The 15,576-nt window shown below is 69.0% G+C and carries 12 protein-coding genes and 1 pseudogene; 8 read left to right on the top strand and 5 right to left on the bottom strand.

Annotated elements, in window-relative coordinates; genetic code table 11:
- Positions 1–181: pseudogene (locus ABGB17_RS38250) on the bottom strand (hypothetical protein); the annotation flags it as partial.
- A 665-nt stretch (positions 182–846) separates the two neighbouring features.
- Here ABGB17_RS38250 and ABGB17_RS38245 point away from each other — a divergent pair.
- From ABGB17_RS38245 to ABGB17_RS38230, 4 genes are all read left to right on the top strand, one after another.
- On the top strand, positions 847–2,472 hold the full coding sequence (locus tag ABGB17_RS38245; protein WP_347639186.1) for a cellulose binding domain-containing protein: 1,626 nt from the start codon (positions 847–849) through the stop codon (positions 2,470–2,472).
- Positions 2,473–2,594: 122 nt separating this feature from the next.
- A complete protein-coding gene (locus ABGB17_RS38240; RefSeq protein ID WP_347639184.1) occupies positions 2,595–2,993 on the top strand; it encodes a hotdog domain-containing protein in 399 nt (132 codons plus the stop codon).
- Between the two features lie 237 nt (positions 2,994–3,230).
- A complete protein-coding gene (locus ABGB17_RS38235; protein WP_347639182.1) occupies positions 3,231–3,356 on the top strand; it encodes a hypothetical protein in 126 nt (41 codons plus the stop codon).
- A 92-nt stretch (positions 3,357–3,448) separates the two neighbouring features.
- A complete protein-coding gene (locus ABGB17_RS38230) occupies positions 3,449–3,976 on the top strand; it encodes a DUF2795 domain-containing protein (protein WP_347639180.1) in 528 nt (175 codons plus the stop codon).
- Between the two features lie 101 nt (positions 3,977–4,077).
- Here ABGB17_RS38230 and ABGB17_RS38225 read toward each other — a convergent pair whose 3' ends face one another.
- The 3 genes from ABGB17_RS38225 to ABGB17_RS38215 form a co-directional block, all read right to left on the bottom strand.
- Positions 4,078–5,925 carry a CheR family methyltransferase gene (locus tag ABGB17_RS38225; protein WP_347639178.1) on the bottom strand — a complete coding sequence of 616 codons (1,848 nt, stop codon included), beginning with the start codon at positions 5,923–5,925 and terminating at the stop codon, positions 4,078–4,080.
- A 10-nt stretch (positions 5,926–5,935) separates the two neighbouring features.
- Positions 5,936–6,967, bottom strand: a complete 1,032-nt coding sequence (locus tag ABGB17_RS38220) for a chemotaxis protein CheB (RefSeq protein ID WP_347639176.1) — start codon at positions 6,965–6,967, stop codon at positions 5,936–5,938.
- A gap of 98 nt (positions 6,968–7,065) precedes the next feature.
- On the bottom strand, positions 7,066–8,112 hold the full coding sequence (locus ABGB17_RS38215; RefSeq protein WP_347639174.1) for a LacI family DNA-binding transcriptional regulator: 1,047 nt from the start codon (positions 8,110–8,112) through the stop codon (positions 7,066–7,068).
- A 163-nt stretch (positions 8,113–8,275) separates the two neighbouring features.
- Between ABGB17_RS38215 and ABGB17_RS38210 the strand changes: the two genes are divergently transcribed.
- From ABGB17_RS38210 to ABGB17_RS38195, 4 genes are all read left to right on the top strand, one after another.
- Positions 8,276–9,553 carry an extracellular solute-binding protein gene (locus ABGB17_RS38210; protein ID WP_347639172.1) on the top strand — a complete coding sequence of 426 codons (1,278 nt, stop codon included), beginning with the start codon at positions 8,276–8,278 and terminating at the stop codon, positions 9,551–9,553.
- Between the two features lie 145 nt (positions 9,554–9,698).
- The gene (locus ABGB17_RS38205) at positions 9,699–10,538 is read left to right on the top strand and encodes a sugar ABC transporter permease (RefSeq protein WP_347639170.1); all 840 of its coding nucleotides are present in this window, start codon (positions 9,699–9,701) and stop codon (positions 10,536–10,538) included.
- Entirely contained in the window at positions 10,535–11,353 is an 819-nt protein-coding gene (locus ABGB17_RS38200) for a carbohydrate ABC transporter permease (RefSeq protein WP_347639168.1), read from the top strand. Before ABGB17_RS38205 ends, ABGB17_RS38200 begins: the two co-directional genes overlap by 4 nt.
- Positions 11,354–11,392: 39 nt before the next feature.
- On the top strand, positions 11,393–13,120 hold the full coding sequence (locus ABGB17_RS38195) for a trehalase family glycosidase (RefSeq protein WP_347639166.1): 1,728 nt from the start codon (positions 11,393–11,395) through the stop codon (positions 13,118–13,120).
- A 158-nt stretch (positions 13,121–13,278) separates the two neighbouring features.
- On the opposite strand, the gene ABGB17_RS38190 is transcribed toward ABGB17_RS38195, so the two are convergent.
- Positions 13,279–15,042 carry a ricin-type beta-trefoil lectin domain protein gene (locus tag ABGB17_RS38190; protein ID WP_347639164.1) on the bottom strand — a complete coding sequence of 588 codons (1,764 nt, stop codon included), beginning with the start codon at positions 15,040–15,042 and terminating at the stop codon, positions 13,279–13,281.
- Positions 15,043–15,576: the final 534 nt, after the last annotated feature.

Here is a 15,576-nt window from a genome sequence, read left to right as displayed (position 1 = left end):
GATAGACCCGCCCGTTGTACACCAACGGCGCCGGATCAGCGGTGTAGATCGTCTGAACCAGCGGATTGTCCGCCCGCGCCGGCCCCGCCGGCAGCAACACCACAACGCAGAGCAGACTCACGAGCCAGACGAGCCCGCGTCTGAGGCCGGTGGAGAGAGGCAGCGATGGTGCGATCTTCATAATCACCTCTGTTCTGGCGATCGGCCGTATGCGTCAGTAAATGTGAGCGCTAACAATACGGCGCGGATAGCCTTATCGGCTCTAATGGCCATATGAACGGGGAAATATAAGAGCCATGGCGGACGGGCGAGAGACGCCAGGCCATAGAGAATCACAGCGTTAACATCGTTGATTTCTCTGCACCGTACTGAACGGGCCATCGTGAGTCAACGGGTGCCTTCGCCTCGGACGAGGGCGGCCTCTTCGGTGGGCCCGTCGGCCGGGGAGGCCGCAGACGTGGCCGAGGCCGGTGGCGCGCACGTGAGACGTTCGACAGAAAATTAACGCTAATAAAGAGATTTGTCCTGTCCGCGGGCCAGAAGGCGGCCGCGTGTGTGAAATTTTCAGCGCGCTGAATCGTCCGCCGATGTGACCGTGCCAGGGTCCGGACGGCCGGGGTGCGCGAACGGCCGGCCGTAAAGGGTGGCCGGGGCTTGACGGCCGCCGAGTCCCTCGTATTTGATCCGCCGTGTCGTCCTCCGCCCGTCTCGGCGGACCAGGGCTGATGGAGCCAATGGGTTGTTAACGCTAACACAATATTTCGCCTCGGGGTGAGGCTGCGATCGCCGGACGGCCTGGGCGCCGCTCGGGCGTATGGCCCGCCCTCGCACCGGTAGGAGGAAACATTGCGCAAGGCGGGATCTCGACCCCTCTCGGCCGCGCTCGCCACCGGCGTGCTCGTCGGCGCCCTGGTCGCCGTCCAGCCGGAGGCCGGTGCTCTGGAGAACGGCGTGGCGCGTACGCCGCCCATGGGCTGGAACTCCTGGAACACCTTCGGGTGCAACATCAGCGAGTCGCTGATCAAGCAGATGGCCGACGCGATGGTGAGCTCCGGCATGCGTGACGTCGGCTACCAGTACGTCGTGGTCGACGACTGCTGGATGAACCCCACCCGGGACTCGGCCGGCAACCTGCAGGCCAACCCGTCGCGGTTCCCGAGCGGCATGAAGGCGCTCGGGGACTACCTGCACGCCAGAGGGCTGAAGTTCGGCATCTACCAGGCGCCGCTGGACAGGACGTGCGCGCAGTACTTCGGCTCCTACCCGGGCGCGACCGGCGCCCAGGGGCACGAGGTCCAGGACGCGCGCCAGTTCGCCGCCTGGGGCGTGGACTACCTGAAGTACGACTGGTGCTCGCCGAGCGGCACCATGGACGACCAGGTGCGCACGTTCGCGAAGATGCGGGACGCGCTGGCGGCGACCGGGCGGCCGATCCTGTACAGCATCAACTCCAACAGCATCCACGACAAGACCGGGCCGCGGCGCAACTGGGGTGACGTCGCCAACATCTGGCGGACCACCGAGGACATCACCAACAAGTGGGACACCGGCCAGACCAACGGGTACCCGATGGGCATCCAGAACATCGTCAACGTCACCGTCCCGCTCGCCTCGTACGCCAAGCCGGGGGCGTTCAACGACCCGGACATGATGGAGGTCGGCCGCGGCGGCATGACCGACACCGAGATGCGCAGCCACTTCGCCCTCTGGGCGATCATGGCCTCGCCGCTCATCGCCGGGAACGACCTGCGCAACATGGACGCGGCGACGCAGACCATCCTCAAGAACCAGCGTCTCATCGCCATCAACCAGGACCCGCTCGGCCTGCAGGCCACCCAGATCAGCAACGACGGGACGCGGCGCGTGCTGGCCAAGCGGCTCCAGAACGGCGACGTCGCGGTCGCCCTGTTCAACCAGGGCGGCAGTACCACCACGGTGAGCACCACCGCGTCCGCGATCGGCCTGACGGGTGGTTCGTTCACCCTGCGCGACGCCTGGACGAACGCCACCAGCACCACCACCGGCACCATCTCGGCGAGTGTGCCGTCCCACGGCACCGTCGTGTACCGCCTCAGCGGCGGCACGACCCCCACCCCCCCACCCCCCCCCACACCCACCCCGACCCCGACGCCGACCCCGACCCCGACGCCCACACCGAGCGGGCAGCCGGACACGTGCACGGCGACGTACCGGGTGGTCAACAGTTGGGGCGGCGGCTTCCAGAGCGAGGTGACCGTCGGCAACAACGGGCCGGCCGCGCTCAACGGCTGGACCGTGCGGATGACGCTCGCCGGCGGGCAGACGATCTCCAGCCTGTGGAACGGCGTGAACACCGGCACCAGCGGCGCGGTCACCGTGCGGAACGCCCCCTACAACGGCACCGTTCCCGCTGGCGGATCGACGACGTTCGGATTCACCGCCAACGGTGACGGCGCGGCCGTCCCGTCCGGGGTGAGCTGCACCAGCCCATGACGGTCCGGCGGGCCGCGATCGCGCCGGTCGCGACGGCCCCGGCCCGCCGTGACGGGAGTTTCCGCAGGTCAACGGCGGCGGTGCGGTTTGGCCGGCCGGCACCGGGTCACTACGGTTCAAGCATGGCTCTGGTGCCAGGGCTGGCGGCCTCCACGCGGATCGTCGTCACGGACGCGGACACGATGGGGGCGATGGGCACCGGCGAACTGCCGGTGCTCGCGCTCCCGCGGCTGCTCGCGCTCGCGGACGCCGCGGCGGTCGCCGCCATCGCGCCGTGCCTGGAGCCGGGCATGACCTCGGCCGGCGAGGCGGTGGCCATACAGCACGAGCGGCCGAGCCCGGTGGGGGCGGAGGTCGTGGTCTCGGCCGAGCTGACCGAGGTGGACGGCCGCAGGCTCGCGTTCGGCTTCACCGCCAGGCTGGATCGGTCCTCCGGGTCGCCGGACGGCGACGAGGCGGTGGTGGCCACCGGCACCGTGGAACGGGTGCTGGTGAAGGGAACCCGGTCCGGGGACCGGTAGACCTCGGGCCGTACGCGCTGGTCCGGCAGCGTTTTCTGGGTGCCCGACAAATTCGTGGCCTGTCGCTGTCGATTGCTTCTTTACGCATACAGCAGTTTTTTCCGGGCATTCCTAGCCATTCACCTATTTTTCATGACATAGCGGTCAGCCTGTGATCGAGCGGGGCCGTACCGGCAGTCCCCACGAGGGCCGGAGGGCCGGACCGGGGACAGAAGGCGATCAGAGCAGGGGGCTCTCATGGCTACGGACGCCGCCGAGACCGGCACGCGGCCGGACGAGGCGCTCACCGACGGTTTCACGCTGGCGGTCGACTCCCTGGCGGCCAACGGGATCGAGACGTACACGGGGTGCTCGGCACGGTGAAGCCCAGGAGTCAGGTGCTCCACGTGAGTGAAGCGCCGTTTGCGTGACACCTGAGGGATATGGGGCCGATAGGCAGCCAGAAAGGATGAGCCATGCAACCGAATGACACCGCCCGAGGCGATCGACGTTTCCCCTCGACGCGCGCACCCGGTTCGCCGGAGGGCATCGGCGCCGGTGAAGTGGATGCGCGCAGCGAACTGGCCAAGTGGGTCAGCGGGACGCACGCCTTTCCCTCCGGCAAGAAGGACCTGCTGGAGCGCGCCGAGTCGCAGTCAGCTCCCGACGCCGTCCTGGCGGCGCTGCGCGCCCTGCCCGACCGCAGCTACGAGAACATGGAGGACGTGGCCCGGCAGCTCGGGCCTGGAGGGACACGGCTTCCACGCGTGAAGCCCCGGACCCGTCGCCGCTTTCCCTATCCGTGGCCCGGTTCTTCCGGATCGGTGGGGTACGTCACGGTGTCGTCCATGATGCCGATCGCCTTGCCCAGCGGGACCAGCACGATCAACAGGCCGGCACAGGCCCAGAGCAGCGCCGTCAGTCCCATGATGAGCGCCACGCCACCCGCGCAGAACACGGCGACGAACACGGCGACGAACAGCCACGCTCGAGGACGCCCGTGACGTCGTGCGCCTGCGCGTGAGTCATCCACGTCACCCGCCTGCCCTGAAGGACCGCGTCCATGCGGCCCCGGCCGGCGAACACCGCTTATCGCCGGCCGGCGTCAGAGCCGGTTCATCACCAGGATCAGGCCGTGCACCGAGGCGTCCTCCTCATGGAGGGTGAACACGTCGATGCACAGCCGGGTGGGACGGCCCCGCCGGTTCACCGCGTCCACCGTGATCCTGCCGGTGCGGTGGCCGTCCGCGGCCGCGAGGCCGGAGACGCTGCGCCGCGGATCGGTGATGATCTTCTCCATGGGGAGCCCGATGTCCAGGGCCGCCAGGTGGCGGCCGGTGGCCTCGTCGGCGCGCAGCCCCCACAGATCCTCGGCGCCGGGGCTCCACATCAGCACGCGGAGCTGGTCGTCGACCACGGTCACCGCGTCCCCGAGTGAACGGACCACCGCGGCGACGAACGTGTTCGCCCGCGTCAGGTCCTTGCTGCGGGCGTTGAGCGTGTCGTTGATCAGTTGCAGCTCGTCGTTGCTGGACTGGAGCTCCTCGTTCATGGTCTCCAGCTCCTCGTTGGTGGACTGGAGCTCTTCGTTGGTGGTCTCCAGTTCCTCGTTGGTGGACTGGAGCTCTTCGTTGGTGGTCTCCATCTCCTCGTTCAGCGACTGCAGTTCCTCGTAGGCGTGCTCCAGCTCGTGGTTGGCCTGTTCCAGCTCGTCCCTGAGCTTGCGGTAGCGGGTGACGTCGTGGAAGCTGATCGCCACGCCGACCAGTTCCCCCATCGGGTTCTGCAGCGGCACGACGATGATGTCGAAGACGTTGGGGTCGGGGTCGCCCGGACGGTGCCAGGCGACGTCCCGCAGTTCGGCGGCGCGCCGCTCCCGCTCCACCCGCTCGATGACCGAGCGCAGCTCCACAGGGCGGTAGGACACCTCCAGGTCCTGGAAGGGACGGCCCACGTCCCGGCCGTTGAGGTTGAACAGCATCTCGGCCCGGGCGTTCACCATGGCCAGCTCCCCGGACCGGTTGAGCGCGATCTGCGCCACCGGCCCCGAGGCCAGGGCGGCGCTCCGCAACTCCGACAGCGAGTTCTGCTGTTCCAGGCCGGGCGTGCCGGGTGTCCGCGTCAGCCGCCCGCGGGACTGGGGGCCGATCTTCTTGAACAGCCGGATCCGCAGGTCCACCGGCTCGAACCTGTCGCTGTGGTTGAGCAGCATCTCGGCTTTCCCGAGGAAGAGGTAGCCGGGATCGCCGAGCGCGAAGTGGAACCTGCGCACGATGTTCTGCTGGGTCTCGGCGTTGAAGTACATCAGCGTGTTGCGGGCCAGCAACAGGTCCACCCGCGAGATCGGGGCGTCGCGGGTCAGGTCGTTGCGCCCGAAGATGAGCTGGCGGCGCAGGTCGCGGCGGAAGGCGAGGCCGCCGCCGGCCGGCTCGAAGTACCGGTCGCGCAGCGGCTCGGGCACATCGGAGAGCTGCCGTTCGGTGTAGACGGCGGTGCGGGCGGTCTGCAGGGCCTTCTCGTCCAGGTCGGTGGCGTAGATCTTGACCCGCTCACGGAACTCCTCCATGCCGAGCTCCTCGGCGAAGACCATCGCCAAGCTGTAGGCCTCCTCCCCGGTGGCGCAGCCCGCGCTCCACGCCCGGATCACCTGCCCGGTGCCCTTGGTGCTCAGCAGGGCGGGAACGACGGTGGTGCGCAGCGCCTGCCATGCCGCGGGGTCGCGGAAGAACGACGTCACGTTGATCAGCAGGCTGTCGAAGAGCTTGCCGAACTCGTCGGGCTCCAGCTCCAGGTAGTCCCGGTACTCGGTGTAGTCCTTGAGCTTGAGGGCCTCCAGCCGCCGGCCGATCCGGCGTTGGAGCGTCGTGCGCTTGTAGCCGGCGAAATCGAATCCCCTGATCTCCTTGAGCATCACCAGCAGGTCGTTGAAATCACGCTCCGCACCCGCGTTCACATCGGGCACCTTACCGCCGAGTCTCGTCCCCGGGGGCGATCGGCGAACCCTCGTCGGCTGACCTGATCTTCGTCTGCAGGTCGCGCAGGATGACGAGCGCCTCCTCGTCCTGCCGGACCTGCTCGTACATGCGCCGGGCGGACGCCCTCTGGCCCCGCTGCTCGAAGCCGGTGATCATGCGCCGGCTGATCCGCATCCGCTCCTCGAGACGCAGGATGGCCACCCAGAACGCCCGCTCCACGGCCTCGGCCTGCCCGTCCACCATGCCGTTCATCGACCACGAGTGCCCCACCAGGCACTCGTAGCGGGCGCCGTCCCGGCCCTGCGCCTCGAACAGCGGCCCGTTGCACTCAGGACAGGTGAACGTGCTGATCTCACCGTCCGGCGGACCGGCGCCGCGGACCGACACGTGCGCCGACACCTCTCTCTCGATCTCCGGATCCGCCGTCTCCGCCTCCGCACCGACAGGAGTACGGCTCTCCCGGGTGATCCACCGCGCGATCCGTGTCACCGTGCCGACCATCGGCCGCTCCGCGACGGCCAGGGCCGCCCTCGGCATGCCGTCGAACGCGCTCTCGTCCGGATCCTGGATCGCCACCGCGCCGCCGTGACGTTCCACCACGCCGCAGCCCCTGGCCCCGTCGTCGAGCGTCCCGCTGAGCACCACGGCGAGCGTCCGCCGCCCCCCGGCCAGCGCCGCGCTCAGGAAGAGCGGATCGGCCGCGGGTCTGTGGCCGTTGTGCCGCGGGCCCCGGGACAGCACCACCCGATCTCCCCGCACGAGCATGTGGTGGTCGGGCGGTGCCACGTAGACCGTGCCGTGCTTGAGGATCGCGTCGTTCTCCGCCGCCACGGCGGTCAGCGGCCCGGCCCGGTCCAGGATGCCCGGCAGCGCGCTTCCCCCGCGCGGCGATATGTGCAGGACCACGAGCACGGCGGCCTCGAGATCGCCGGGCAGGTCCTTCAGCAGGGACCGCAGCGACTCCACACCGCCGGCAGAGGCCGCCACGACCACGAGGTCGCGACCGGTGACGTCACCCACGTGAAGGTCTCTTTCCGCGAACCGGGGTCCCATGCGTCCCCCGGCGATTCCGGCAGGCATCTCGTCGATAGCCGCTCGCGTGGGGAACCCCGCGCCGGTCAGTCGCGGGGGCGTGCGGGCCCGGTCGTCCCGCGCAGCGAGATCGGCGGGGCGACGAGAAGACTGCGGTGTGGGGTGGACGGGTCCGCGATGCGCTGGATGAGGAGCTCGACCGCGTTTGTGCCGAGCTCGTCGGCGGGGACGTCGGCGGCGGTGAGCGGAGGGTGCAGGTTCTCCGCCAGATACCGGCCGGCGACGCCGGCGATGGAGAAATCGCCGGGCACGGTGAGGCCCGCCTGCCCGAGCCCGCGGTACATGCCGGGGATGGCCGCTTCGTTTATGGTGGCGATCGCGGTCAGCCCCGGGTCCTCTTCGAGGAGCCGCTCGACGCACGTCACCCCTGAGGTGGCGTCGTCGGCGCAACACGAGGAGAACCCCTTCAGTTCCCGCTCGGCGATCGCGCGCACGAAACCGGCGTGGGCCCGGTGGCTCGGGCCGTACCCGGTGGCCGCCAGTTCGGCGGAGCGGTCCACGAAGGCGATGCGGCGGTGCCCGAGATCGGCGAGGTGGTGGACGCACTTGGCGATCAGCGTCTCGTAGTCGATGTCCACCCAGGACATCTCCTCCGGCGTGCCGGTGCGGCCGATCCCGACGAACGGCAGCCCGGCCCGTCGCAGGCTGGTGACCCGGTCGTCCTCCAGCCGGATCTCCATCAGGATGACGCCGTCCACCCGTTTGCCGCCGACCACGCGCTCGAACGAGCGGTCGTGCTCGCCGCCGGAGGACGACAGCAGGACGTCCAGGTCGGCGCGGCCGGCGGCGTCGACGACGCTGGCCACGAAACCGAGCTGCATGTCGGTCAGCCGCCTGCTGGCCGGGGGGATGATCAGGCCGATGGTCCGGGTTCTGCCTTCCTTCAGCGCTCGCGCGGTTGCGTTGGGGCGGTATCCCAGCTCATCGATGACCGCCTGAATGCGCTGACGGGTCACCTCCGACACCCGCCGCTTGCCGCTCAAGGCATAGGAGACGGTGCTCCGTGACACGCCCGATCGCCTGGCGATCTCCCCGATGTTCACCTGGCTCTCCTCAGCTGGCTCAGCCTGCATTCCACCATCCTAAATCGAATCGCTCCCGTCGATGAAATGACTCGTTCTGGCAGCTTTTGGGCAGCCCCCATTGACGGCCGCTGTACGGGAGCCTATCTTCGGGCGAACCGATTCGACATCGACATGCGCAACAGCCGCGTAACACTCAGCGGAGGTCACGATCATGGAATCTGCGGCGGTCCACCGGCGTGCTGCCTGCCTGACCCTGGCGGCTCTGACGGTCCTCGGCACCCTGTCGGCGTGCTCCTCGTCCGGCGGCGGCGGTGGTGGCGACGCGGCCGGTGCGAGCCAGGGCGCGGGTGGCGGGACCTACAGCATCTGGGATCCCTATCCCCAGTACGACAAGAGCTCCGAGTGGGTCAAGCTCCTGGAGTCGTGCGGTGCCCAGGCGGGCGTCAAGGTCGAGCGCACCGCCTACGACACCAGCGACCTCACGAACAAGGCACTGCTGGCCGCGCAGCAGGGCAACTCGCCCGACGTGCTCATCATCGACAACCCGGTGGTGTCCACGCTGGCGGAGGCCGGGGTCCTCACGACCACCGCCGAGAACAAACTCGACGTGTCGGCCATGGCCCCCAACCTGCTGGCCGCGGGGCAGAGCGAGGGCAAGACGTACGGCGTCCCGATCGGGGCGAACACGCTGGCCCTCTACTACAACAAGGAAGTGCTCAAGAAGGCCGGGGTGGACGTCGCCTCCGTCAAGGACTGGACGTCGCTCACCGCCGCTCTGCAGAAGGTGAAGGCCGCCGGCAAGAAGGGCATCACGTTCTCCGCGATCGGCACCGAGGAAGGCAGCTTCCAGTTCCTGCCGTGGTTCTGGGGATCGGGTGCGCAGCTCACCAAGCTCGACTCCGCCGAGGGGGTCTCGGCGGTGGCGCTGTGGACGGACTGGCTGAAGAAGGGTTACGCCCCCAACTCGGTCATCAACAACACCCAGACCACGAGCTGGCAGGAATTCGCGACAGGCGACTACGCCTTCGCTGAGAACGGCACCTGGCAGGTCGCCGCCGCCGAGAAGGCCGGTTTCGAGTACGGCATCATCCCGATCCCCGGGAAGAACGGCACGACGGCGCCGGCGCCGACGGGCGGCGAGTTCGTCAGCATCCCCGTGCAGAAGGACACCGCCCGGTACCCGGTCTCCCAGAAGCTGGTCACCTGCCTGACGAGCGGGGACAACTCCCTCACCACGACGACGACCCTGTCGTACGTCGCCCCCACCGAACAGGTGCAGGCGCAGCAGACGGCCAAGAACCCCGATTTCGCGGTGTGGGTGGAGGCGGTCAAGGCCGCCAAGGGGCGGACCAGCGACAACCTGGGCACCAAGTATCCGAAGATCTCGGAGCCGATGTGGGGCGCGGTCCAGGCGGCGCTGAGCGGGTCGAAGAGCCCGCAGCAGGCGATGGCCGACGCGCAGGCCGCGGCGGCGAGCGCCACACAGTAGGCATCCGGGCGACGCGAGCATGAATCGAGTCTCACAAGCACCCGTTCGTCCCGCCGCGAGGGTCCGCCCCGCGGCGGGCGCGGGGCGGCGGGCGGCGCCCCGCGTCCGATCCGGTCAGTGGGCGGCATGGGCCTTCCTGGCTCCGGTGGTCGTCTACCTCGTGGTCTTCTACGCCTACCCGCTGTACCGCAACGTCGAGCTGAGCCTGCGCCACTACACAGTGCGTTCGTTCGTCCAGGGAGACGCGCCCTTCACGGGGTTCGCGAACTACGCCGAGATCTTCGGCGACGCGACGTTCGCGCCCGCCCTGTGGCACACCGCGGTGTTCACGGTCGTGTCGCTGGCCTTCCAGTTCGCCATCGGGCTGGCCCTCGCCCTGTTCTTCCTCAAGAACTTCCGGCTGTCGGCCACGTTGCGTGCGCTGTTCCTGGTGCCATGGCTTCTCCCGCTCATCGTGTCCTCCTCGACCTGGTCCTGGATGCTCAACAGTGATTCGGGGGTGGTCAACGCCTTTCTCGGCCTGTTCGGTGTCGAACCGATTCACTGGCTGACCTCGCCCGACTGGTCGCTGTGGTCGGTCGTCATCGCCAACATCTGGATCGGCATCCCGTTCAACCTGGTCGTGCTGTACTCCGGGCTCCAGGCGATCGACCCGGCCATCTACGAGGCGGCCGCACTGGACGGCGCGAACGGCTGGCAGCGGTTCTGGAGGGTGACCTTCCCCCTGCTGCGACCGGTGTCGGCGATCACGCTGCTGCTAGGCCTGGTCTACACGCTGAAGGTGTTCGACATCATCTGGATCATGACCAGGGGCGGGCCGAGCGGCTCCTCCACCACGTTCGCCACCTGGTCCTACCGGCTGGGGTTCGGCAACCTGCTGCCGGAGTTCGGCCCAGGGGCGGCGGTCGGCAACCTCCTGATCGTCATGGCGCTGGTCTTCGGCCTGATCTACATCCGCCTCCAGCGAAGGCAGGCCCTCTCATGAGGAACAGGCGCAGCCCGGGGAAGACGGCGATCGGGCTGGTGCTGACCGGCGTGATGCTGTTCCCGGTCTACTGGATGATCAACGTGTCGCTCACGCGTGACGAGAACATGCGCAAGAGCCCGCCGTCGTGGTTCCCCGTCGACGGCACCCTGGAGGGCTATCGGGCCGTCCTCGACCAGCAGATGCCCTACCTCGGGGTCAGCTTGATCGTCGGCCTGGGTACGGTGGCGCTCACCCTGCTGGTCTCGGCGCCCGCCGCGTACTCGCTGGCGAAGCTGCGCCCGCGCGGCGGCGGGGTGATGACGTTCGTGCTGCTGATGGCGCAGATGATCCCGGGGATCATCATGGCGATGGGCTTCTACGCCATCTTCCTCAGCACCGGGGCGCTGAACACGGTGCCCGGCCTCATCGTGGCCGACTCCACCTTGGCGGTGCCGTTCGCGGTACTGATCTTCACCGCGTTCATGTCCGGGATCCCCGAGGAACTCCTCCAGGCGGCCCGGGTGGACGGCGCGGGCGTGGTGCGGACGTTCTGGTCGGTCGTGCTGCCGGTCAGCCGCAACTCCATCATCACGGTGTCGCTGTTCGCGTTCCTGTGGGCCTGGTCGGACTTCATCTTCGCCAGCACCCTCGACCAGGGCGGCGACCACCAGCCGATCACCCTCGGCATCTACCACTACATCGGAAACAACAACCAGCAGTGGAACGCCATCATGGCCACCGCCGTGATCGCCTCCATCCCCACGGCCGTCCTGCTCGTCATCGCGCAACGCTACGTCGCCGCCGGCGTCACCGCCGGAGCGGTGAAGAGCTGACCGGCCGGGGCTCTCCTCGGCAGAAGGGACTTCCTCTACATGACCGTCGCCGCAAGCCCGGTGTTCTCCCCACAGCAGATTCCGTTCAGCTTCCGCGGATCCTGGTTCGGCTTCTCCCCGGTGATCGCCGAGAACAGCTACGCGCCGGACATGCATCTGGTGTCGCACCAGACCGGTATGCATCCGATCCTGCGGCTGGTCCCCACCCTGGAGGGCTCACGCGCCGAGACGACCGTCATCGCCGAACCGCACCGGCTCACCTGGACCTCCGGATCGGGCAGGATCGATGTCGCGTACGAGAACGGGGACACCGCGCGGATCCGCGGTCAAGGGCTCGGCCTGCGCCTGGAGGCCGCCGAGGCCGTGCTGACCCCGTTCAGGGGGCCGTACTTCTTCCAGGATCCCGGCGACGGTTCGTGGGTCTTCACCGTGTACCAGACCGGGCGCCGCTACCGCGTCACGGTCCTCGAAGGACGGGTCGCCGAGGAACTCGGCGCGCAGGCGCTGGGCACGGCCGAGCGCGGCGTCGTGATTCCGGGCGGGCAGGAGCCCTGGGAGATCGCCGTCGAGGAGTACGAGACCGCCCGTGCCCCGTACCGCCGCACGGACGGCTTCGAGCAGGTGGTCTCGGCCGCTCGCTCCGCGTACGAGGCCTTCCGTGACGCCGTCGCGCCCTGGCGCGGTGACCGGACACCCGCCGCCGGCCTGGCCGCCTACGTGCTGTGGTCGGCGACCGTGCGCCCGGCCGGGTTCGTCACCCGGCCCGCGGTGCTGATGTCCAAGCACTGGATGGACAAGGTGTGGAGCTGGGACCACTGCTTCAACGCCATCGCCCTGGCGGGCGGCCTGCCGGATCTGGCGTGGGACCAGTTCCGGCTGGTGTTCGACCATCAGGACGCCGCGGGCGCGCTGCCCGACTCCATCACCCATTCCGAGATCCTCTACAACTTCGTCAAGCCGCCCATCCACGGCTGGGCCCTGCGGCGGCTGCGTCCGCTGCATGAGAGCGAGGCCGCGGAGGTCTACCGGCTGCTGGAGCGGTGGACCATGTTCTGGCTGGCCCACCGCCGCGTCCCCGGCCACGAGCTGGCGCATTACCAGCACGGGAACGACAGCGGCTGGGACAACGCCACCACCTTCGACCACGAGCGCGTGGTGGAAACCGCCGACCTCGCGGCCTTCCTCGTGCTGCAGATGCGGGAGCTGGCCCGCCTGGCCGGCGAGCTGGCCAGGCCCGAGGACGCGGTCCGCTGGTCGGGGGAGGCCGACCGCATGCGGGACGCGCTGCTCGGGCAACTGTGGAAAGGCGACCGGTTCGTCGCCCGGGGCGTGCGCTCGGGGACGACCAGGGCGAGCTCCAGCCTGCTCGACCTGATGCCGATCGTGCTGGGCGAGGAGCTCCCCGCGCCGGTCGGCGCGGCGCTCGCCGCCCGGATCGAGAAGCATCTGACCGAGTACGGCCTCGCCACCGAGCTGACCACGTCGGAGCACTACCAGGAGGACGGTTACTGGCGGGGGCCCATCTGGGCACCCGCGACCGTGCTGATCGAGGACGGCCTGCGCCGGGCCGGGCACACCGCGCTGGCGGACGAGATCAGCGCCCGCTTCCGCGCCCTGTGCGAGCGGTCCGGGTTCGCGGAGAACTTCGGCGCCCGCAGCGGCGACGGCCTCAGAGACCGGGCCTACACCTGGACGGCCAGCGCCTACCTGATCCTCGCCGCCGCCCACGAGCGCCGGGAGGCGGCCGCGGTGACGGCGTCCGCGTGAGCACGGACCTCCTCGCGCCGGCCGCAGAACCGATGCGCACGACCTCGACCCCGTGGGACCGGGCACAGCTCGGAGGGTGACCGGGAACACGCCGGGGCCCGGCGGCGAGGACTTCGCCGCCGGGCCCCTTCTCGTGAGTCGTGAAGGTGTGAGCCAGGTCAGACGCGGGTCCACTTCTGGTTGGTCGCACCGGTGCACGACCAGATCTGGACCCGGGTGCCGTTGGCGGTGCCGAAAGCGCTCACGTCCAGGCACTTGTTCGCGCCGATCGCGGTGATGCTCCCGTCGGCGTTCAGGCGCCATTTCTGGTTGTTCTGGCCGTTGCAGTCCCAGATGATCACAGCGGTGCCGTCGGCGGAACCGGCGCCGTTCACGTCCAGGCACTTGGTGCCGTACACCCGCAGCTCACCCGCGGCGGTCGACGTCCACTGCTGGTTGGGCTGGCCGTTGCAGTCCCAGATCACCGTCTGCGCGCCGCTGGTCTGCGAGGCGTTGGTCACGTCCAGGCACCGGCCCGAGTGGGTGCCCCGCAGGGCGGTCCCCGCCGGCGCGCCGGTCGGGGGCAGGAGCGTGACGGTGAAGGTCTCGTCGGCGTTGTTGTGCGGCAGGTTGACCGTCGTGCCGTTGCCGGACAGGGTCACGACGGAGTCCTGGATGGTGACCGGGCCCGCGACCGCCCCGCCGTTGTTGTAGGGGATGCGCTGGGCGACCACACGGACCTGGTTGTTCTGCACGATGCCGCTCGTGGTGTCCAGGCGCTGCAGGCCGACCGCGATGTTCCCTGTCGTGCTGCCGCCGCCGACCAGGATCTTGGCGACGCCGCTCTCCTTGGTGGCGAACGCGTCGTACGAGCTGCTGGGGGTGACGGACACGATCTGGCCGGTCTGGGAGCCGTAATAGTTGTAGACCCACCACTCGCCCTTCGGCTGGTAGTTCCCCGCCGAGTCGTGGACGAGCAGGTTGCCGAGGTCGTTGTGCAGGTTGTTCCCGCCGGCCCAGTTGGCGCGCAGGCCGTCGGCGCCGGCCCGCTCCAGACGGGCGATGTACCAGGCGCCGTCACCCGGGTTCTGCTCGTTGGAGGCCCCGTACTCGTTGATCTGGTACGGGCGCGGGTGCGGGATGGCGCGGGAGTTCAGCGTGCTGTTGGCGGTCGCCACGTTCGCCACCGGGTCGCCGGGCAGGGAGTGCCAGCTCACGATGTCGGGCACGACGTTGTTGGCCTTGACGTAGTCGAGGTACTGCGTCCACCAGCCGCTCGTGGACGGCACGCACGCGCAGCTCGGGCCGACGATGAGCTGAGTGGGGAAGGCGGCGCGGACGCGCTGGTAGGTGCGACGCCACAGTTCGAAGTACTGCGACTGGGGACGGTTCCAGAACAGCGTGATGTTCGGCTCGTTCCACAGGTCCCACTGCACGGGGGCACCCGTCGCCCGCACGTCGTTGATCAGGCGCGTGAGGAAGTTGTCGTAGTCGGTCCAGTTGCCGTTGTCACCGGGGAACCGTGAGATCGGGTAGCCGTCGGCCCCCCACAGGTCGTGCACGAGCAGGATGAACTCGCCGCCCAGTGCGCGCGTGCGCAGCAACTGCGCGCGGGTCGCGTTCCAGCGGCGGTCGTACTTGCCCGACACCCACCCGCCGGGGGCGTCGAGCTGCGCGCCTCCCGCGCGCATGTACCGGTACTTCACATCCGTGAAGAAGCGGTCGGGAGGGCCCGCGGCGTTCTCGGTCATGCCGTAGATCCACCCGGAGGCGCGGTAGGTGGGGGAGCCACCCCCGGTGGAGAAGTCGACGCTGATGGACTGGTCGGCGGCCTGGGCAGGCGAGGCCGCCGTCATGACGGAGGCCGCGACCAGCGCGCAGGCGGCGAGGCAGGTGATGAGCCGGCGCCGGCGCCGGGGCCGTCTGGGGAGTGTTGTGTCCACTCATGACTCCTGGAGTGGTGGGGACGAAATGGGATCGTGAGAGACAGACAGGTCTGAGACCTTGGACCCGCTTTGGGCGCGCACCGGGGGGCGGCGCGACGATCACCGAGGACGGTCCGACCGCCACGAGATCCTTCGATCTCATCAACCACTAATCGAACCGATTCGCACACAGCGTAGATCGCCCTCTGGTCACTGTCAACCACAGACGTCCGCAGTGTGAATGCCACGTTACAACCCCCTGATCAGGCATCTTGTTGGAGTCTTTCGGTCGGCACGGCGTGAATGTTCCATGAGACGAATCGATTCGGCCGATGGCCGGCCATCCGGGCCCGGGCCACCCGCTCCCGGAGGGAACGGGTGGCCGGGGCTCTGCCCGGACGACGGCCGGAGCGTGCCCAGATGAGGGCTGTCGGTTCAGCGGTAGCCGGCGGTGGTGATGTTGGCTTGGATGGCGTTCTCGGTGGCGTCGGTGGGGTAGCCGGTGACCATGGCGCCTTCGTAGAAGGTGCCGGCGCTGAGGTTGGCGCCGCC

The sequence above is a fragment of the Sphaerisporangium sp. B11E5 genome, from assembly GCF_039871875.1.
GTDB lineage: Bacteria > Actinomycetota > Actinomycetes > Streptosporangiales > Streptosporangiaceae > Sphaerisporangium.
This window is presented reverse-complemented; position numbering and strand designations above follow the sequence as displayed.

Coding starts and splice junctions, on each gene's coding strand:
- ABGB17_RS38240 (WP_347639184.1), top strand. CDS start 2,595: ATGGCTCTGGTGCCAGGGCTGGCGGCCTCCACGCGGATCGTCGTCACG.
- ABGB17_RS38235 (WP_347639182.1), top strand. CDS start 3,231: ATGGCTACGGACGCCGCCGAGACCGGCACGCGGCCGGACGAGGCGCTC.
- ABGB17_RS38230 (WP_347639180.1), top strand. CDS start 3,449: ATGCAACCGAATGACACCGCCCGAGGCGATCGACGTTTCCCCTCGACG.
- ABGB17_RS38215 (WP_347639174.1), bottom strand. CDS start 8,112: ATGCAGGCTGAGCCAGCTGAGGAGAGCCAGGTGAACATCGGGGAGATC.
- ABGB17_RS38210 (WP_347639172.1), top strand. CDS start 8,276: ATGGAATCTGCGGCGGTCCACCGGCGTGCTGCCTGCCTGACCCTGGCG.
- ABGB17_RS38200 (WP_347639168.1), top strand. CDS start 10,535: ATGAGGAACAGGCGCAGCCCGGGGAAGACGGCGATCGGGCTGGTGCTG.
- ABGB17_RS38195 (WP_347639166.1), top strand. CDS start 11,393: ATGACCGTCGCCGCAAGCCCGGTGTTCTCCCCACAGCAGATTCCGTTC.